Source organism: Mycolicibacterium thermoresistibile (assembly GCF_900187065.1).
Classification (GTDB): domain Bacteria; phylum Actinomycetota; class Actinomycetes; order Mycobacteriales; family Mycobacteriaceae; genus Mycobacterium; species Mycobacterium thermoresistibile.
In genome coordinates this window covers 1-19,292 of sequence record NZ_LT906483.1, presented here as the reverse complement: position 1 = coordinate 19,292, position 19,292 = coordinate 1, and the positions used below count along the sequence as shown (strand labels likewise).

The 19,292-nt window shown below is 68.8% G+C and carries 16 protein-coding genes and 2 tRNA genes; 5 read left to right on the top strand and 13 right to left on the bottom strand.

Translation table 11 applies throughout. From position 1 onward, the window contains the following. Positions 1-26 precede the first annotated feature (26 nt). The gene (locus CKW28_RS00090) at positions 27-1,298 is read left to right on the top strand and encodes a serine/threonine-protein kinase (protein WP_003925654.1); all 1,272 of its coding nucleotides are present in this window, start codon (positions 27-29) and stop codon (positions 1,296-1,298) included. Further along, positions 1,295-3,172, top strand: coding sequence for a Stk1 family PASTA domain-containing Ser/Thr kinase (pknB, locus tag CKW28_RS00085; RefSeq protein ID WP_003925653.1), 1,878 nt, complete (start codon positions 1,295-1,297; stop codon positions 3,170-3,172). Before CKW28_RS00090 ends, pknB begins: the two co-directional genes overlap by 4 nt. On the opposite strand, the gene CKW28_RS00080 is transcribed toward pknB, so the two are convergent. Both CKW28_RS00080 and CKW28_RS00075 read right to left on the bottom strand, forming a co-directional pair. Next, complete coding sequence (locus tag CKW28_RS00080) at positions 3,150-3,824, bottom strand: aminodeoxychorismate/anthranilate synthase component II (protein ID WP_003925652.1); 675 nt, start codon at positions 3,822-3,824, stop codon at positions 3,150-3,152. The genes pknB and CKW28_RS00080 overlap by 23 nt on opposite strands. A 68-nt stretch (positions 3,825-3,892) precedes the next feature. Next, entirely contained in the window at positions 3,893-4,705 is an 813-nt protein-coding gene (locus CKW28_RS00075; protein WP_003925651.1) for a DUF881 domain-containing protein, read from the bottom strand. 129 nt (positions 4,706-4,834) lie between these two features. On the opposite strand from CKW28_RS00075, the gene crgA reads away from it, so the two are divergent. Both crgA and CKW28_RS00065 read left to right on the top strand, forming a co-directional pair. Beyond that, complete coding sequence (crgA, locus tag CKW28_RS00070) at positions 4,835-5,116, top strand: cell division protein CrgA (RefSeq protein WP_003925650.1); 282 nt, start codon at positions 4,835-4,837, stop codon at positions 5,114-5,116. 155 nt (positions 5,117-5,271) lie between these two features. Next, complete coding sequence (locus CKW28_RS00065; protein WP_040546988.1) at positions 5,272-5,688, top strand: PH domain-containing protein; 417 nt, start codon at positions 5,272-5,274, stop codon at positions 5,686-5,688. 59 nt (positions 5,689-5,747) lie between these two features. Here CKW28_RS00065 and CKW28_RS00060 read toward each other — a convergent pair whose 3' ends face one another. Further along, a complete protein-coding gene (locus CKW28_RS00060; protein WP_003925648.1) occupies positions 5,748-6,275 on the bottom strand; it encodes a peptidylprolyl isomerase in 528 nt (175 codons plus the stop codon). 121 nt (positions 6,276-6,396) lie between these two features. On the opposite strand from CKW28_RS00060, the gene cwsA reads away from it, so the two are divergent. Continuing rightward, positions 6,397-6,840, top strand: coding sequence for a cell wall synthesis protein CwsA (gene cwsA / locus CKW28_RS00055; protein ID WP_040546986.1), 444 nt, complete (start codon positions 6,397-6,399; stop codon positions 6,838-6,840). Positions 6,841-6,917: 77 nt separating this feature from the next. On the opposite strand, the gene CKW28_RS00050 is transcribed toward cwsA, so the two are convergent. The 10 genes from CKW28_RS00050 to dnaA form a co-directional block, all read right to left on the bottom strand. After that, a tRNA-Ala gene (locus tag CKW28_RS00050) sits at positions 6,918-6,990 on the bottom strand. Positions 6,991-7,143: 153 nt separating this feature from the next. Further along, positions 7,144-7,217: transfer RNA gene (locus CKW28_RS00045), tRNA-Ile, on the bottom strand. 75 nt (positions 7,218-7,292) lie between these two features. Further along, positions 7,293-8,261, bottom strand: a complete 969-nt coding sequence (locus CKW28_RS00040; RefSeq protein WP_003925645.1) for a DUF3566 domain-containing protein — start codon at positions 8,259-8,261, stop codon at positions 7,293-7,295. A gap of 18 nt (positions 8,262-8,279) precedes the next feature. After that, positions 8,280-10,790, bottom strand: coding sequence for a DNA gyrase subunit A (gene gyrA / locus CKW28_RS00035; protein WP_003925644.1), 2,511 nt, complete (start codon positions 10,788-10,790; stop codon positions 8,280-8,282). A 39-nt stretch (positions 10,791-10,829) separates the two neighbouring features. Beyond that, positions 10,830-12,854, bottom strand: a complete 2,025-nt coding sequence (gene gyrB / locus CKW28_RS00030) for a DNA topoisomerase (ATP-hydrolyzing) subunit B (protein ID WP_003925643.1) — start codon at positions 12,852-12,854, stop codon at positions 10,830-10,832. 295 nt (positions 12,855-13,149) lie between these two features. Further along, positions 13,150-13,773: a DUF721 family protein gene (locus CKW28_RS00025; protein WP_003925642.1), complete on the bottom strand. Its 624-nt coding sequence runs from the start codon at positions 13,771-13,773 to the stop codon at positions 13,150-13,152. Beyond that, entirely contained in the window at positions 13,770-14,945 is a 1,176-nt protein-coding gene (gene recF / locus CKW28_RS00020; RefSeq protein ID WP_003925641.1) for a DNA replication/repair protein RecF, read from the bottom strand. Before recF ends, CKW28_RS00025 begins: the two co-directional genes overlap by 4 nt. Then, positions 14,945-15,838: a phosphogluconate dehydrogenase (NAD(+)-dependent, decarboxylating) gene (gene gnd, locus CKW28_RS00015; RefSeq protein WP_003925640.1), complete on the bottom strand. Its 894-nt coding sequence runs from the start codon at positions 15,836-15,838 to the stop codon at positions 14,945-14,947. The genes recF and gnd overlap by 1 nt, the downstream gene beginning before the upstream one ends. Before the next feature lie 29 nt (positions 15,839-15,867). Beyond that, a complete protein-coding gene (dnaN, locus tag CKW28_RS00010) occupies positions 15,868-17,061 on the bottom strand; it encodes a DNA polymerase III subunit beta (RefSeq protein ID WP_003925639.1) in 1,194 nt (397 codons plus the stop codon). 704 nt (positions 17,062-17,765) lie between these two features. Then, positions 17,766-19,292, bottom strand: a complete 1,527-nt coding sequence (gene dnaA, locus CKW28_RS00005) for a chromosomal replication initiator protein DnaA (RefSeq protein ID WP_003925638.1) — start codon at positions 19,290-19,292, stop codon at positions 17,766-17,768.

Below are 19,292 nucleotides of genomic sequence, written 5' to 3'. Positions count from 1 at the left end.
CGGCCCGATCGAAGCGGGGTCGTCCCGTGACGGCCCGCGTCGGAGTGACGCTGTCCGGGCGGTACCGGCTGCAGCGGCTCATCGCCACCGGCGGCATGGGCCAGGTCTGGGAGGGTGTGGACTCCCGGCTGGGCCGCCGCGTCGCGATCAAGGTGCTCAAGGCCGAGTTCTCCGACGACCCGGAGTTCGTCGAACGGTTCCGTGCCGAAGCCCGCACCGTCGCGATGCTCAACCATCCCGGCATCGCCAGCGTGTACGACTACGGCGAGACCGACATCGACGGGTCGGGCCGCACCGCCTACCTGGTGATGGAACTGGTCAACGGCGAGCCGCTGAACTCGGTGCTCAAACGCACCGGGCGGCTGTCGCTGCGGCACGCGCTGGACATGCTCGAGCAGACCGGCCGGGCCCTGCAGGTCGCGCACACCGCCGGGCTGGTGCACCGCGACGTCAAACCCGGCAACATCCTGATCACCCCGACCGGGCAGGTGAAGCTCACCGACTTCGGCATCGCCAAGGCGGTCGACGCCGCCCCGGTCACCCAGACCGGCATGGTGATGGGCACCGCCCAGTACATCGCCCCGGAACAGGCGCTGGGCCACGACGCCACCGCGGCCAGCGATGTCTACTCGCTCGGTGTGGTCGGCTACGAGGCGGTGTCGGGCCGCCGGCCGTTCACCGGGGACGGCGCGTTGACCGTCGCGATGAAGCACATCAAGGAGACACCGCCACCGCTGCCCGCCGATCTGCCACCCAACGTGCGGGAGCTGATCGAGATCACGTTGGTGAAGAACCCGGGCATGCGGTACCGCAACGGTGGTCAGTTCGCCGACGCCGTCGCCGCGGTGCGGTCCGGCCGCCGCCCGCCGCGCCCCAACCAGGCGCCGTCGATCAACCGGGCCGCCCCGGCCGCCATCCCGTCCGGGGCGCAGGTCCGCGCCGCCGCCACCGGTGTCCGGCCGCGTCCCGCCCAGCACCGCCCGCCGCCGCGGCGCACCTTCTCTCCGGGTCAGCGCGCGCTGCTGTGGGCCGCCGGGGTGCTCGGCGCGCTGGCGATCATCATCGCGATCCTCATCGTGCTCAACGCCCAGGAACGGCGCGAACAGCAGTCGCCGCCGCCGACGGTCACCACCACCGTCACCGAACCGGCGCCGGGGGCGCTGCCGCGGTTCGAGCCCACCGGGTTCGGTCCCGACGAGACTCCGGTACCGGAAACCGGGCCCGGACCGGACACAATTGAGTGGGCTGCGGATCCCGCCGCGCCCCGACCACCAGATCTCGAACAGACACTGCCATGACGACGCCCCAGCATCTGTCCGACCGCTACGAGCTCGGCGAAATACTCGGCTTCGGCGGCATGTCCGAAGTCCACCTCGCCCGTGACCTGCGGCTGCACCGCGACGTCGCGGTCAAGGTGCTGCGCGCCGACCTGGCCCGCGACCCGAGTTTCTACCTGCGATTCCGCCGTGAGGCGCAGAACGCGGCTGCGCTGAACCATCCGGCGATCGTCGCGGTGTACGACACCGGGGAGGCCGAGACCCCCACCGGGCCGTTGCCCTACATCGTCATGGAGTACGTCGACGGGGTGACGCTGCGCGACATCGTGCACACCGACGGTCCGATGGAGCCGAAACGGGCCATCGAGGTGATCGCCGACGCCTGTCAGGCGCTGAACTTCAGCCACCAGCACGGCATCATCCACCGCGACGTCAAACCGGCGAACATCATGATCAGCAAGACCGGCGCGGTGAAGGTGATGGACTTCGGCATCGCCCGGGCCATCGCGGACAGCAACAGCGTCACCCAGACCGCGGCGGTGATCGGCACCGCGCAGTACCTGTCGCCGGAGCAGGCCCGCGGGGAGACCGTCGACGCCCGCTCGGATGTGTACTCGCTGGGCTGCGTGCTCTACGAGATCCTCACCGGTGAGCCGCCATTCGTCGGGGACTCCCCGGTGGCGGTGGCCTACCAGCACGTCCGGGAGGATCCGGTGCCGCCGTCGCGGCGCAATCCGGCGGTGTCGCCGGAACTGGACGCGGTGGTGCTCAAGGCGCTGGCCAAGAACCCAGACAACCGCTACCAGACCGCCGCGGAGATGCGGGCCGACCTGGTGCGGGTGCACAGCGGTGAACAGCCCGAGGCGCCCAAGGTGCTCACCGACGCCGAACGCACCTCGCTGCTGGCGTCGGGGCCGGCTCACGACCGCACCCAGCCGACCGATGCGGTGATCGACCCGGTGATCCCGCGCTACACGGGATCCGACCGGGGCGGGTCGGTGGGCCGCTGGGTGGCCGCGGTGGCGGTGCTGGCGGTGCTGACCGTGGTGGTCACGGTGGCGATCAACATGATCGGCGGCAACCCGCGCAACGTGCAGGTGCCCGATGTGAGCGGTCAGGCGTCCGCCGACGCGATCGCCGCGCTGCAGAACCGCGGTTTCAAGACCCGCACCCAGCAGCAGCCGGACAACTCGGTGCCGCCGGACCGGGTGATCAGCACCGATCCGCCCGCCGACACTTCGGTGTCGGCCGGTGACGAGATCACCGTGAACGTGTCCACCGGGCCGCAGCAGCGGGAGATCCCCGATGTGTCGTCGCTGACCTACGCCGAGGCGGTGCGCCGGCTGTCGGCGGCCGGGTTCGAGAAGTTCCGGCAGTCGGAGTCGCCGTCCACGCCGGAGCTCCGCGGCAAGGTGGTGGCGACCAACCCGCCGGCGAACCAGACCGCGGCGATCACCAACGAGATCACCGTGGTGGTGGGCACCGGTCCGGCGACCCGGGAGGTCCCCGACATCACCGGGCAGACCGTCGAGCTGGCCGAACGGAATCTCTCGGTGTACGGCTTCACCAAGTTCACCCAGTCGGCGGTGGACAGCACCGCCCCGGCCGGCCAGGTCGTCGGCACCAATCCACCGGCCGGGACCACGGTGTCGCTGGATTCGGTGATCGAACTCGAGGTGTCGAAGGGCAATCAGTTCGTCATGCCCGATCTGATCGGCATGTTCTGGACCGACGCCGAGCCGCGGCTGCGGGCGCTGGGGTGGACCGGTGTGCTCGACAAGGGCGCCGACATCCCCAACAGCGGGCAACGCGCCAACGCGGTGGTCCGGCAGAACCCGTCGCCGGGTGCCGGGGTGAACTACGACGCCCGGATCACGCTGAACTTCGCGTCGTAGCCGCGCGCACCGTCTCGGCCACCTCGTCCTCGAGGCGGCGGACCAGGGCGTCGTCCGGCGCGGCCCCGCAGAAGCCCAGCCAGTTGGCCAGCATCCGGTGACCGCCCTCGGTGAGGATCGACTCCGGGTGGAACTGCACGCCGTGGATCGGGAGTTCGCGGTGCCGCACCCCCATGATCACCCCGCCGGCGGTGCGGGCGGTGACCTCCAGTTCGGCCGGCAGGGTCTGCGGCAGGATCGTCAGCGAGTGATACCGGGTCGCGGTGAACGGGTCCGGGAGGCCTTGCAGCACACCGACATCGGTGTGGTGCACGGTGCTGGTCTTGCCGTGCAGCAGTTCGGGCGCCCGGTCGACGGTCGCCCCGAACGCCACCCCGATCGCCTGGTGTCCCAGGCACACGCCGAGCAGGGGGGTGCCGGCGGCCGCGCAGGCCCGCACCACCGGGATGGAGGCGCCGGCTCGTTCCGGGGTGCCCGGTCCGGGGCTCAGCAGCACGCCGTCGACGGCCGCCACCGCGTCGGCGATGGCCGCCTCGGTGCCCAGCCGCGCGTCGTCGTTACGCCACACCTGTGCGTCCACCCCGAGCTGCCCAAGATACTGCACGAGGTTGAACACGAAGCTGTCGTAGTTGTCGACGACGAGAATCTGCACCCGATCAGGCTACCGCCTGGCGATTTCGGCGTGCTGACGCTCGCTCAGCGACCGCGGGCACGCCGAAATCAGTAACCGATGGGACCGGCCGGGGTGGCGAACCGCATCCGCACCGGCTCCCGATAGCCGACGATCTCCACCTCGGCGCGCGGTTCCTCGGTGTAGCCCAGGCCGAACCGGACCACGTACTGCTTGTACAGCCGCACCAGCGGCGCGTCGGCCAGCGCGGCCTGCATCCGCGGCACGTCGCCGACCGCGGTGATGACATACGGCGGGCTGTAGGTGCGGCCGTTGAGCAGCAGCGTGTTGCCGACGCAGCGAGGTGCCGAGGTGGCGATCAACCGTTGATCCTGCATCTGGATGCCCTCGGCGCCGCCGGCCCACAGTGCGTTGAGGACGGCTTCGATGTCCTGCTGGTGCACGACCAGATCGTCGGGGGTGGCGTCGCGCGGGAAGCGGCCCTCGGCGTCACGCTGCGCGTCGGTGAGTGTGACCACCAGGCCGGGGCCGCGCAGCGGGTCGAGCCCGGCCGGGTCGGCCAGCCGCGCGGAACGTTCGGTGATCGCGGTCAACGCCGAACCCGCGCCGGGAGACGCCCCGTGGCGGTTGTCCCGCTGGTTCGCCAGGGCGTCACGTTCGGCGGTCAGCCGGTCCACCGACTCCTGGGTCTCCCGGACCAGGTCGACGAGCCGGGGCGCGTCGCTGCGGCGGATCTCGTCGCCGCCGGCGACGGCGTGGGTGGCGGACAGCAGCAGACCGGCGGCGAGGCAGACCAGCGGCACCCCGTACCGCCACGGCGAGCGGCGCCGCTGCGCGCCGTCCGTCCGGTCGGTGCGGCCCGCCTCGTCCCCGGAGGACCGCTCGGCGGGTTGCTGGTCCATCGTCTCCCCTCCGGCCGCGGCACCTACGTTAGGCTCGTGATGCATTCATCAACGTCATCATCGTCGCATCGAACGGTTGCCCGGCAACACCGGCAACAGTGCGGCACCGACCGTCCGTGAAGGTACCTCATGCCCAAGTCGAAGGTCCGTAAGAAGAACGATTTCACCGCCGGCCCGGTGAGCAGGACCCCGGTGAAGGTGAAGGCCGGGCCGTCCAGCGTCTGGTTCGTCGTCTTTTTCGTGAGCCTGATGTTGTTCGGCCTGTTGTGGCTGTTGGTGTTCCAGTTGGCCGCGTCGGGGCGGGAGACCCCGTCGGTGCTGATGTGGATGGCCGACCTGGGTCCGTGGAACTACGCGATCGCGTTTGCCTTCATGATCACCGGTCTGTTGCTCACCATGCGGTGGCGCTGACCCGGTCGCGGCGGGGAATGAATTCATGTTGGGTGTCGAGGGTCGCTGTTCTCAGCAACGAGCCACCGAACAATCACACCGATGTGATTCATCCCCATTGGGGATAGCGCCTGTGGATAACCACATCGGCCCGGGTAGAGGGCTGTAGATAACTCATGCAGCAAACTCAGTGGGGGCCAACGACCGGCAGCATCGCTGTGATTGGCCTACTCGGGCTATTTTTGGCTACCACTGCTGTGACAGCTGTCACAGATCTGCCCGGACGGCTTCTCATCGGGCTTGCCTCCGTCGGATTGATTGCGTTTGCAATCCTCTCCTGGCGGGCCCGCCCGAAGCTGGCAATCTCCGACGCCGGCCTGGTCATCCGCGGGTGGTGGCGGACGCAGGTCGTGCCGCGCAGCGCGATCAAGCTGATCCGGATCACCGAGTTCCGCCGGCTGGCCCGCACGGTGAAGCTCCTCGAGATCGACACCCACGACGACCGCCTGCTGGTCTTCACCCGCTGGGATCTGGGGACCGATCCGCTCACCGTGCTGGACGCGCTCACCGCGGCCGGATACGCCCGGACCTGAAGCAGCCGCGGCCGACCGCGCGGGCCGGCGACGGCCGCGCGGTCAGCTGGGGCCGGTGGTCAGGAGATGGTGACCGACTCGATGACGACCGGATCGGTCGGCCGGTCGTTGCGATCGGTCGGGGTCGCGGCGATCGCGTCGACGACCTTCTGCGACTCCGGGTCCACCACTTCACCGAAGATGGTGTGGCGCCGGTTCAGGTGCGGGGTCTGGTCGACGGTGATGAAGAACTGCGAACCGTTGGTGCCCGGGCCGGCGTTGGCCATCGCCAGCAGGTACGGCCGGTCGAACTGCAGCTCGGGGTGGAACTCGTCCTCGAACTGGTAGCCCGGCCCGCCGCGGCCGGTGCCGGTCGGGTCGCCGCCCTGGATCATGAAGCCCTGGATCACCCGGTGGAAGATCGCACCGTCGTAGAACGGGCCGGAGGTGCTGCCGGACGCGTTCTGGGTGCTGTAGTCGCGGGTGCCCTGCGCCAGGCCGACGAAGTTGGCGACGGTCTTGGGCGCGTGGTTGCCGAAGAGCGCGATCTTGATGTCGCCGCGATTGGTGTGCAGCGTGGCGGTGGCTGTCTGAATAGGGCTCGTCACGGGGAGCTAGTCTGCCATTCCCGGTTCGCGTCCGCACACGGGCACCCCCGTCAACCGGTCCTCGGACGGCCGACCGACATGGCAGGCTGGGTGGGCACACACCGGCGGAGGAGGGGATGCGATGGCCGTGAGGGCTGCGAAGTCGGATATCGGGGTGACGCCGCGGGAGCGGCTCGAGCGGGGACTGAAGTACACCGCGGTCGGCCCGGTGGAACTGGGCCGCGGTCTGGCCGGGATCGGTGTGCAGTCGGCGCGGTCGTCGTCGGCATGGCTCGTACGACGGTATCGGCGGGCCCGGGTGTCGGATCGGCTGGGCAGGGATCTGGCGGCCGCGCAACAGGCGCTGGCGCTGGAGTTGGCCGCCGCCCAGGAAGTGGTCTCAGGGCTGCCGCAGGCGCTGCAGGACGCGCGGAAGGCCCGCCGGCGACGCAAACCCCTGATCGTCGCCGCGATCGCCGCGGTGACGCTGGTCGGCGGGGCGATCACGGTGACGATCGTGCGGCGGTCGATGCGGCCGGAGCCGTCGCCGCTGCCGCCGAGCGTGGACGTGCAGCCGAAACCCTGAACGGCCGTCATCCGGAGGACGCGGCCGGTCTCGGACGCGCACGGAGGGATCTCACGGAGAGGATGGGGGAGAGGTTGTGGAGCCTAGGGGATTCGAACCCCTGACTTCTGCCTTGCAAAGGCAGCGCTCTACCAACTGAGCTAAGGCCCCTCGATGTCAGGACGGCTGATCGGGGGCGACATGCCAGACCTCGGCTCCGCGCCGCGACCGCCACAACAGCACCGCGACGGCCGCTGCCGTGATCAGCAACACCAGTCTCACGGTGAAACCTTCCGACGGGTCTGCCGGGTGGACCGGCATCCGTGGGCCTAGGAGGACTCGAACCTCCGACCTCTTCGTTATCAGCGAAGCGCTCTAACCGCCTGAGCTATAGGCCCGGTAAAAGTTGCGGCCGAGCGACGAGATTACCGCACTCGCCGCGCCGACCCAAAACCGGATCGCTCACCGCTCCGTCAGTCCCGATCGGCGAGGGTGACCTCGACCCCACCGACCAGATCGGTGGTCAGGTTGTAGACGAACGCCCCGATCGTCGCCATCGCGCTGAGCAGCACGATGTTGACCAGACCGATCAGCGCGGCACCCCCGAAGATCGTTCCGCTGGACACCAGCTCGCCGCCGGTCGTGCCGCTGGCGCTGGTGAGCAGATCGCCCACATTGCTGTTGAGCTTGCTCCACACGCCCATGCCGCCGAGCACCAGGTAGAGGAACGCCACGGCGATCATCCACACGAAGAACAACACCACCGAGAGCACCAACGACACCTTCAGCACGCTCCACGGGTCGACCCGGCGGATCTGCATGCTGGCCCGCACCGGCCCGCGCGGCCGGTGCCCGACCTGCAGGCGGGTGGTCGGCGCGTTGCGGAGGGACGGATCGCCGGCCGGCCGGTCCGGACCGGTCTTGCGGTGCGGTGGACGCGGCACCGGACCGGACAGATCGGGCAGCTCGCTGGTGTACGCGGGCTCGCTACGGCCCGGGGCCTCCCCGGTGTCGGGACGGGTGTCGGGACGGGCGTCCGGCGATGCCGGGGCGGAGGTGGGGGCCGACGGGAACCGGTTGGCGCGGGCCTCCCCGACCGCGCCGCCGCCGGCACCGGTGCCCGCACCGGCTCCCGCGCCCGTGGGCCGCGGGCCGTCGCCGCGCGGATGCTCCGCCGTCGGGGCGCCCTCCGGGCTCCGGGGACCACTCGGACCCCGGTCGGGACCCCGCTGCCAGGTCCGCGGCTCGCCGGCCTCATGGCCGGCCCGGGAGTCCGCGCCCGCGGGTTCGGCGCCGCGGGACTGGCCCGCATGCGCGCCCTGAGGGACTTCGGTCACCCGGGTCTCGGTGCCCGGAGTCCGGTCACCGGCCGGCCCGGAGCCGTTGACACCCGGCGTCCGTTCACCCGCAGGCGGATATCCCGGTTCCTTCGGAGAACTCACCTAACGGCTCCTCACTCATCAGACCGAGTCGGGGTCGGTGTTGACCTCATCGGTGCTGTCTCCCGCCTCGGCGTTGCGGGCGATGGCCACCAGTGTGTCGCCCTCGGCGAGGTTCATCAAGCGAACGCCCTTCGTCTGGCGACCGGCTTTGCGGATCTGACGTGCGGTGGTGCGGATGACCCCGCCGCTGGAGGTGATGGCGTACAGCTCGGTTTCGTCATCGACCACCAACGCCCCGACCAGATTGCCACGACGCCTGTCGTACTGGATGGTCAGCACGCCCTTACCGCCGCGGTTCTGCACCGGGTACTCCTCGATCGGGGTGCGCTTGGCGTACCCGCCCGACGTCGCGACCAGCAGGTAGGTGTCCGGGCGCACCACGTTGAGCGAGAGCAGCCGGTCGTCCTCGTTGAACCGCATGCCCTGCACGCCCGAGGTGGCGCGGCCCATCGGTCGCAACGCCTCGTCGGTCGCCGAGAAGCGGATCGACTGCCCGTTGGCGGACACCAGCAGCAGGTCGTCCTCGGCCGAGCACAGCACCGCACCGACGACCTCGTCACCCTCGCGCAGGTTGATCGCCACGATGCCGCCGGAGCGGTTGGAGTCGAAGTCGCTGAGCCGGGACTTCTTCACCAGTCCGTTCCTGGTGGCCAGCACCAGGTACGGCGCGTCCTCGTAACTGCGGATCTGGATGACCTGCGCGATGCGCTCGTTGGGCTGGAAGGCCAGTAGGTTGGCGACGTGCTGACCGCGTGCGGTGCGCGACATCTCCGGAAGGTCGTAGGCCTTGGCCCGGTACACCCGCCCCTGCGTGGTGAAGAACAGGATCCAGTCGTGCGTCGAGCACACGAAGAAGTGGTTGACGATGTCGTCCTGTTTGAGGCCCGCGCCCTGCACACCCTTGCCGCCGCGCTTCTGGGTGCGGTACAGGTCGGTCTTGGTCCGCTTGGCGTACCCGGTCTCGGTGATCGTGACCACCACGTCCTCGCGGGCGATCAGATCCTCGTCGGACACCTCGCCGTCGGCGGCGATGAGCCGGCTACGACGGTCGTCGCCGTGCTTGTCGACGATCTCCTTGAGCTCGTCACGCACGATGCCGCGCTGCCGCTCCGGTTTGGCCAGGATGTCCTCGAGGTCGGCGATCTCGGCCTCGATCTTGGCCAGGTCGTCGACGATGCGCTGGCGTTCCAGGGCGGCCAGCCGGCGCAACTGCATGTCGAGGATGGCCTGCGCCTGGATCTCGTCGATCTCGAGGAGCTCCATCAGCCCGTCCCGGGCGATGTCGACCGTCTCCGAGGCCCGGATCAGCGCGATCACCTCGTCGAGCGCATCCAACGCCTTGACCAGGCCGCGCAGGATGTGGGCCCGTTCATTGGCCTTGCGCAGCCGGTACCGGGTCCGCCGGACGATGACGTCGATCTGGTGGTCGGTGTACAGCCGGATCATCTGGTCCAGCCGCAGGGTGCGCGGCACCCCGTCGACGATGGCCAGCATGTTCACCCCGAAGCTGGTCTGCAGCTGGGTGTGCTTGTAGAGGTTGTTCAGCACCACCTTGGCGACCGCGTCGCGCTTGAGTTCGATGACCATGCGCAGGCCGACCCGGTCACTGGACTGGTCCTCGACGTTGGCGATCCCGGCGATCTTGCCGTCGCGCACCTGCTCGGCGATCGAGGCGATGAAATTGTCGTGGTTGACCTGGTACGGCAGCTCGGTGATGACCAGCGACGTGCGGCCGCGCGAATCCTCCTCGATATCGACGACGCCGCGCATCTTGATCGAACCGCGTCCGGTCGTGTACGCGTCGTGGATGCCCTGGCTGCCGACGATCAGCCCGGCCGTCGGGAAGTCGGGTCCCTTGACCCGCTCCATCACCGCGGCGAGCGTGGTCTCCTCGTCGGCCTCATAGTTCTCCAGGCACCAGTACACCGCCTCGGCCAGCTCACGCAGGTTGTGCGGTGGGATGTTGGTCGCCATGCCGACCGCGATGCCCCCGGACCCGTTGGCGAGCAGGTTCGGGAACCGGCTCGGCAACACCGTCGGTTCCTGCACCCGGCCGTCGTAGTTCGGAACGAAATCGACTGTCTCCTCGTCGATTTCGCGCAGCATCTCCATCGCCAGCGGGGTGAGCCGCGCCTCGGTGTAGCGCATGGCGGCCGGCGGGTCGTTACCCGGTGAGCCGAAGTTGCCCTGACCGTCGACCAGCGGGTACCGCATCGACCACGGCTGGGCCATCCGGACCAGGGTGTCGTAGATCGACGCGTCGCCGTGCGGATGGTAGTTGCCCATCGTCTCGGCAACGGAGCGTGCCGATTTCGCGTGGCTGCGATCCGGGCGGAAGCCCGAGTCGTACATCGCGTACAGCACCCGGCGGTGCACCGGTTTGAGCCCGTCGCGGACCTCCGGCAGCGCGCGGCCCACGATCACGCTCATCGCGTAGTCGATGTAGCTGCGCTGCATCTCCTGCTGGATGTCGACCGGTTCGATCCGGTCGCCGGCTTCGCCTCCGGGCGGCAGCGTGGTGTCAGTCATGAAATCCTCGTTCGTAACTCAGTGGCGAGACGTGGCCCGCTAAACGTCCAGGAACCGAACGTCTTTGGCGTTTCGGGTGATGAAGCTCCGGCGGGCCTCGACGTCCTCGCCCATCAGGATCGAGAACAACTCGTCGGCGGCGGCCGCGTCGTCGAGGGTGACCTGCCGCAGAATGCGGGTGGACGGATCCATCGTCGTCTCCCACAGTTCCTTGGCGTCCATCTCACCCAGACCCTTGTACCGCTGGATGCCGTCGTCCTTGTTGATCTTCTTGCCGGCCTTCAGCCCGGCCTCCAGCAGCGCGTCGCGCTCCCGGTCCGAGTAGGCGAACTCCGGTTCGCTGCGTTGCCATTTCAGCTTGTACAGCGGCGGCTGCGCGAGATACACGTGGCCGTTCTCGATGAGCGGCTTCATGAACCGGAACAGCAGTGTCAACAGCAGGGTGGCGATGTGCTGCCCGTCGACGTCGGCGTCGGCCATCAGGATGATCTTGTGGTACCGCAGCTTCGAGATGTCGAACTCGTCGTGGATGCCGGTGCCGAGCGCGGTGATGATGGCCTGCACCTCGGTGTTCTTCAGCACCCGGTCGATGCGGGCCTTCTCGACGTTGATGATCTTGCCGCGCAACGGAAGGATCGCCTGGAACATCGAGTCGCGCCCGCTCTTGGCCGAACCGCCCGCCGAGTCGCCCTCCACGATGTAGAGCTCGGACACGGTGGGGTCGGTGGAGCGGCAGTCCGCCAGCTTGCCCGGCAGGCCGCCGATGTCGGTCGCGCTCTTGCGCCGCACCAACTCCCGCGCCTTACGGGCCGCGATACGGGCCTGTGCCGACGAGATCGCCTTGTTGACGATGATCTTGGCTTCGGCCGGGTTGGCCTCGAACCAGTGGCTCAGCTGTTCGTTGCAGGTCTTCTGCACGAACGACTTGACCTCGGTGTTGCCGAGTTTGGTCTTGGTCTGGCCCTCGAACTGCGGTTCGCTGACCTTGACCGAGATGACCGCGGCCAGACCCTCGCGGATGTCGTCGCCGGTGAGGTTCGGATCCTTGTCCTTGAGCAGCTTCTTGTCCTTGGCATACCGGTTGACCACGCTGGTCAACGCGGCCCGGAAGCCTTCCTCGTGGGTGCCGCCCTCGTGGGTGTTGATGGTGTTGGCGAAGGTGTGCACCGACTCGGAGTAGCCGGCGTTCCACTGCATCGCTACTTCGAGCTCGTGGCCCGTTCCCTTCCCGGAGAAGTCGATGATGCTGGGGTGGATGGGCGACTTGGTCCGGTTGATGTGCTTGACGAAGTCGACCAGGCCGCCGGGGTAGTAGAAGGTGCGGTGTTTGACCTTCTGGGTGTTCGCGGCGGCGGCCTCCTCCTCCGCGGACTTCGGTGCCTCGGCGACATCGCTGACGACCTCGTCGACCACCTCTTCGGCGGTGACCCGTTCGTCGATCAGCTCGATGGTCAGGCCCTTGTTCAAGAAGGCCTGTTCCTGCAGCCGTCGGGCCACCGTCTCGAAGTCGAAGGTGGTGGTCTCGAACACGTCCGGGTCCGGCCAGAACCGCACGACGGTGCCGGTCTTGCGGGTCTTCTCACCCTGTTTGAGGGTGCCGGGGACCGATTTGTCATAGGTCTGGAACCACTGGTATCCGTCCCGGCAGATCTCCACCTCCATGCGGGTGGACAACGCGTTCACCACCGACACGCCCACCCCGTGCAGGCCGCCGGACACCGCGTAGGCATCGGAGTCGAACTTGCCGCCCGCGTGCAGCTGCGTCATCACCACGTCGACGGTGGGGACACCGGATTCGTGCATCTCCACCGGGATGCCGCGGCCGTCGTCGCTGACCTCGACACCGCCGTCCGCGAGCAGCCGGACCCTGACCTTGGTGGCGTGGCCGGCCATCGCCTCGTCCACCGCGTTGTCGACGACTTCCCAGATCAGGTGATGCAGGCCCCGTTCACCGGTGGAGCCGATGTACATGCCGGGGCGTTTGCGAACCGCCTCCAGTCCTTCCAGGATGGTGATGGACTGGGCACCGTAATCCTCTTGTTTCTTCTTCTTCTGGGCAGCCACGAGCCGAGGAATCCCTACTCTCTTGACGGGGTGAACGCCGACGGCCTGGTCGCCGCCCGCGAGTCTCTCGGCACCAGTCTACCGCTCCGCAGCATCTGGGCCCATTCTGTGACGGCGTTTTGACCCATCTATCTGCGCCGTGTAGGGAATTTCTCGGCATCGGGTGCGTCTTCACCCTCGGAACGGGTGCTCACGGTGTTGGCGCGCGTTTGAGGCGATCACCCGCGGGAGCACCCGGGACATCACCCGGGACACGGAGCGCGAGCCGGTCCACACGCCCCGTCGGCGCGTGCGGTCAGCCGTAGGTGTCGCGGGGTCCGCGGCCGGGGATGTGGTAGCGGCCCTTGCGCCACGACGGTGCGACCGGGCCCACGATCTTCAGCGAGGTGACGACACCGTCGCCGACCGCGGCGGCGATCTTGGCCAGCACCTGCGACTGCACCATCCGCAGTTGGGTGGCCCAGGCGGTCGACTCGGCCGAGATGGTCAACACCCCGTCGCGCAGTGAGGTCGGCGCGGCGTGTGCGGCGATCTGCTCACCGACCACCTCCGGCCAGCAGCCGAACACCGAGGCCTCGGCCACCCGGCCGGTCCAGCCCCGGGTGCGGGCCAGGTCGCGGGCGGCCGCGGCGAGCGGTTGCGGGTCGCGGCTGTCCGGTCCGGGCCCGGACCACGTCCGTCGCCGGCCGGCGCCCGAGCGGCGGGCCGGGCGGGCCGGCGACGACAATCCGCGGCCGACCTCCTTGCCCTGCCGGCGGGCCGCACCCCGGGCCTCCTCGAGGGTGCGCCGCACCAGGTCCATCCCACGCAGTCCGGCCAGATGCGCCGGCGGACCGGCGCTGTCGAAGTCGGGCTCCCCGGAGTCGGTGTCGGCGGGAGGGGGATCCGCCGGGCCGGGGCCGGGGGCTTCGGCGGTCACGTCCTCACCTCCCTCACCTCCGAGATCCGCCCGATGTCCGCGTCGCGCATGTCGATCTCGATGCGGGTGGCATCCCAGTCCGCCGGCACGTCGTCGTGGACCGCCGCGGTGACCAGCACCTGTTCGGCCGATGCCGCGACATTGGCCAGGGCCTGCCGGCGGGCGGTGTCCAATTCGGCGAACACGTCGTCGAGCAGCAGCACCGGGTCACCACCGGGCCCTTCGTTGCGCAACAACTCATAGGCCGCCAACCGCAACGACAGTGCCATCGACCACGATTCACCATGGCTGGCAAAGCCTTTGGCGACCTGGTCGCCGAGCCGCAGTTCGAGGTCGTCGCGATGGGGCCCGACCAGGCAGACCCCGCGATCCAGTTCGGCGTCGCGGCGCCGGGCCAGGGCGTCGAGCAGGGCGGCTTCCAAGAATTCCGCACTCACGGTGCCGGCCGCGGCCTCTTCCTCGACGGCCTGCACACCACTGCGGTACCGGATGGCCGCGGGCCGCGACGACGGAGCGAGCATCTGATACGCCTTCTCCACCTCCGGGGCCAGGTGGTTGATCAGATCGATACGGGCCGCGACGAGCTGGGCGCCGAAGCCGGCCAGGTGCCCGTCCCACACGTCCAGGGTGTCGAGCACGCTGCGGTCACCGCGGTGCCGGGCCGTGCCCGCGGTCTTCAGCAGCGCGGCTCGCTGCCGCAGCACCCGGTCGTAGTCGCCGCGGACCGCCGCCAGCGACGGTCGCCGGGTGGTCGCCAATTCGTCGAGATAGCGCCGCCTTTCCCCGGGTTCGCCGCGCACCAGTGCGAGATCCTCCGGCGCGAACAGCACCGCGCGCAGAACGCCGAGGATCTCCCGCGCGCTGCGTACCGGGGAGCGGTTCAACCGGGCCTTGTTGGCCCGGCCGGTGGTGATGTCCAGGTCGACGGCCAGCTCGCGCCCGTCGTTCACGACGATGGTCGACACCACCGCCCGGTCCGCGCCGGACCGGATCAGCGGTGCGTCGGTGGCCACCCGGTGTGAGTTGAGGGTCGACGAATACCAGAGCGCCTCAACGATGTTCGTTTTGCCGTACCCGTTGGGCCCGACGAAGACGGTGCGGCCCGGGGAGAGATCCAGATCCAGCCGGGCCCAGGATCGGAAATCGGTCAGCGACAGGTGGCGGACGTACACTAGCCCGACTCGCTGACTCGTTTCACCGCATGGCCGCCGAACTGCTGACGCAGGGCCGCGACGGCTTTCATGGTCGGTGACTCATCCTGGCGGGACAAGAACCGGGCGAACAGCGACGCCGCGATGCTCGGTACCGGTACCCGCAATCGAATCGCCTCCTCGACGGTCCACCGTCCTTCCCCGGAGTCCTCGGTGTAACCGGTGATCCGGGAGAATCCCGGATCCTCCTCGAGCGCCTTGGCCAGCAGCTGCTGCAGCCAGGACCGCACCACGGTGCCGTTGGTCCAGGCCTGGTAGACCGCTTGCGGATCTGTGATCAGGTCTGCGGCACTGAGCAGTTCGTAACCCTCGGCGTACGCGGTCATCAGAGCGTACTCGACACCGTTGTGGACCATCTTGGCGAAATGCCCGGCGCCGGTGGGACCGGCGTGGACGAACCCGTCGGCCCGGGGACCCGGTGGGCGCAGCGCGTCGAAGATCGGCATCGCCCGCGCCACATCGTCGGCGCTGCCCCCGACCATCAGGCCGTAGCCGTCGGTGAGACCCCACACCCCGCCGGATACTCCGGCGTCGATGAACGAAATCCCGTTCTCGCCCAACAGTTTCTGATGTTTCGCATCCTCGGTGTAGCGGGAGTTGCCACCGTCGATCAGCAGATCGCCGGGGCTGAGCACATCGGCCAGGGCGACGATGGTGTCGTGGGTGACCGACCCGGACGGCACCATCACCCACACCACCCGGGGGGCGGTCAAGGCGTCGGTCAGCGCGGCCGGCGACGGGACGTCGGTGACCTCCGGACGGGGGTCGTAACCGATGACCTCGTGACCACCGGCACGCAGCCGTTCGCGCATGTTGAAGCCCATCTTGCCCAGGCCGACCAACCCGAGTTGCATATGCGCCTCATTCCTGGCCGTCTGGCCGGTCAGCCGGGCAAGCGCACCGGCATCAGCAGATAGACGTAGTCGGTCTCCGCCGCCGGGAAGGGTCCGTTCCCGTTGAGGGCCGCGTCGGCCTCGGTCGCCGGCCGCAGGACGGCGGGCTTGCTGGGGGTGGTGAAGCCGAACGTCACCCGCTCGGAATGCAACGCTCCCAACCCGTCGGTGAGGTAACCCGGGTTGAACGCGATCGTCAACGGCTCACCCGAGAACGACACCGGGAGATCCTCCTCGGCACGGCCGACGTCGTCGGCGCCGGCCGACAGGTGCAGCACATCGTCGGCGAACTCCATCCGCACCTGCGCGCCACGGTCGGCCACCAACGCCACCCGCTTGATCGCCTCGGTGAGCTCACCGACGCCGATGGTGGCCATCGCGGTGTGTTCGGTGGGCAGCAGCTGGCGGAACTTCGGGAACTCGGCGTCCAGCAGCCGGGTGGTGCTGCGCTTGCCCTCGCTGCGGATCCCGAGCAGGCCGTCCTGGCCGACCGACGGTCCGGCGCCCAATGCGAGCTGGACCTCGCTGCCGTCCAATCCGGTCTTGGCGGCCTCGGCGAGGGTCTTGGCGGGCACCAGCACCGCGGCCTCCACATCGGGTGTCTTCGTGGTCCAGGTCAGCTCCCGCACCGCCAGCCGGAACCGGTCAGTGGCCGCCAAAACCATTCGGTCACCGGAGATTTCGACCCGAATGCCGGTGAGCATGGGCAGCGTGTCGTCCCGTCCGGCCGCGACCGCGACCTGCCCGATCGCCTCGGCGAACAGGTCGGCGGGCACCGAACCGGTCTCGGCCGGCAACTCCGGCAGGGCGGGGTAGTCCTCGACGGCCATGGTCGGCAGCGAGAACCGGGCACTGCCGCAGGTGAGGGACACCCGGGTGCCCTCGACGCTGAGGTCGACAGGTTTGTTCGGCAGCGCCCTGGTGATCTCGGACAACAACCGCCCGGAGACCAAAACGGTGCCGGGCGCGGCGATCTCGGCGGGAATCTGAACCTCGGCGGACACCTCGTAGTCGAAGCTGGAGATGGTCAGGCCGTCATCGGAACCGGTCAGCAACACACCGGCGAGTACCGGTACGGTCGGTCGGCTGGGCAGGCTGCGCGCCACCCACGCGACTGCGTCGGCGAAGTCGTCCCGCACCAGGCGCACCTTCAGATCGGTGAGACCAACCGTCGTCGTCGCCACGTTCTCGTGTCCCTTCGATCAACATCACAAACACGCTCAAATGCGACTTCCGGGCCACAGCCGGCCGGGCTGCGCGCGGCGCGCGGGGCCGGGCGGTGACGGCAATCGCAGAACCACCGTAGAGCTTTCCGTCCGAATCTGAAAGCTAATCGAACGGGCCGACAACCGGTGCTTTCGCAGGATATCGGGCCTGCACGGAGGCCTGTGGAAGCACTCATCCCCAGCGCCTGTGTTCTGAGGAGAATCCAGGTAGATATATGAGCCACAGTATTAGGGGCTGTGAATTCTGTGGATGAACCGCAATCTCCGCTGCATGTTCGGCGTGTCGGCTTGTGTGTGAGTTGGGGAAGGGCTATGGGCATGCCGGTGGGGGGTTGTGGACGGCGGCGCCGATGTGGATCGGCTGGGCATTTCTCCCGCGGTTGATCCCAAGTTGTACACAGGCCTATCCACAGCTTGGGATGTGACAGAAGGCACCGGTGTGACGAAAGTTTTCCGGCCGTTCCGGCCGCCCGGGCGCCGCCGCGACCCGGTGACGGCACGGCCGGCAGGCACCGGAGAGCCGGGAGAACCAGTTGCGGCAGCGCACCGGGCCCGATGTGCGGGCGGGCGGACAGGCGCACACCGGCCCAAGGGCAGGGCTGGCAGCCGGCGGGCCGCCAGGGCCGGCGGGGACCGCGTCCGGCGTGGTCGGTGACCGGATGTCAGCGCTTGGCGCGCTGGCGGATGCGGGTGGTGAGTTCCTTCACGTGGTCGAAGACCTCACGGCGTTCGGCCATTTCGGCGCGGATCTTCTTCTCCGCGTACATCACGGTGGTGTGGTCCCGGTCGAAGGCCTGCCCGATCCGGGGCAGGGACAGATCGGTGAGCTCGCGGCACAGATACATGGCGATCTGGCGGGACTGCGCCAACGCGCGGGTCTTGCCCGGGCCGCGCAACTCCTCCACGGTGGTGCCGAAGTACTCGGCGGTGGCCGCCATGATGGCCGCGGCACTGATCTGCATCGTGCTGGCATCGGAGATGAGATCGCGCAGCACGATCTCCGCCAGCGACCGGTCGATCGGTGTCTTGTTGAGCGACGCGAACGCCGTCACCCGGATCAGCGCGCCCTCCAGCTCGCGGATGTTGCGCTCGATCGCGCTGGCGATCAGCTCGAGCACATCGTCTGGCACGTCGAGCCGGTCCATCTGCGCCTTCTTGCGCAGGATCGCGATCCGGGTCTCCAGCTCCGGCGGCTGCACATCGGTGATCAGCCCCCACTCGAACCGGGTGCGCAGCCGGTCCTCCAGCGTGGCCAGCTGTTTGGGCGGGCGGTCCGAGGAGATGACGATCTGCTTGTTCGCGTTGTGCAGCGTGTTGAAGGTGTGGAAGAACTCTTCCTGGATGCCTTCCTTGCCCTCGATGAACTGGATGTCGTCGATGAGCAGGATGTCGATGTCGCGGTAACTCCGTTTGAACGACGCCTTGCGGTCGTCGCGCAGCGAGTTGATGAAGTCGTTGGTGAACTCCTCGGTGGAGACGTACTTCACCCGCATCCCCGGGAACAGCCGCTGCGCGTAGTTGCCGGCGGCGTGCAGCAGATGCGTCTTCCCGAGGCCGGACTCACCCCAGATGAACAACGGGTTGTAGGCCCGCGCGGGCGCCTCGGCAATCGCCAGCGTCGCCGCGTGAGCGAACCGGTTCGACGCGCCGATGACGAACGTCTCGAAGGTGTAGCGCCGGTTCAGGGTGGCGCCGTTGGCGTCACCGTCGGTGCTGCTGGACGGACGGTCGCCGAAGTAGCGGCCGGGCCACCCGGCCTCCGCGCTGGCCCGGGCTTCGCGGTCCTCGTCGACGTCGTCCGGGTCGACCCGGGAGCCGCCCCGGGGTTCGACGGTGACCTGTGGGTGCGCGGTGTCGACCAGCGGGTCGTCGGCCGGCTGGGGCGGCGGGGTGGCGATGCGCACCCCGAGTTCTACGCGCTGGCCGAGTCGGCGGCTGAGCGCGTTGATGATCGGTTCACGCAGATGGCGTTCGATCTCGTTCTGGACGAACGGGGTGGGGACCGACAGTAACGCGAACCCCTCGGTGATCACGAGGGGTTCGACGAGCTTCAGCCAGGCGCGCTGCTGCGGCGTCAGCGGCTGCCGGTTCGGATCACCACCGGAGTCGGGGCTGTCGAGTTCACCGTTGAGTTCGGCGACGACGCTGTTCCAGACGGCCACGAATGGTGCGTCGGGGTCAGCTGTCAA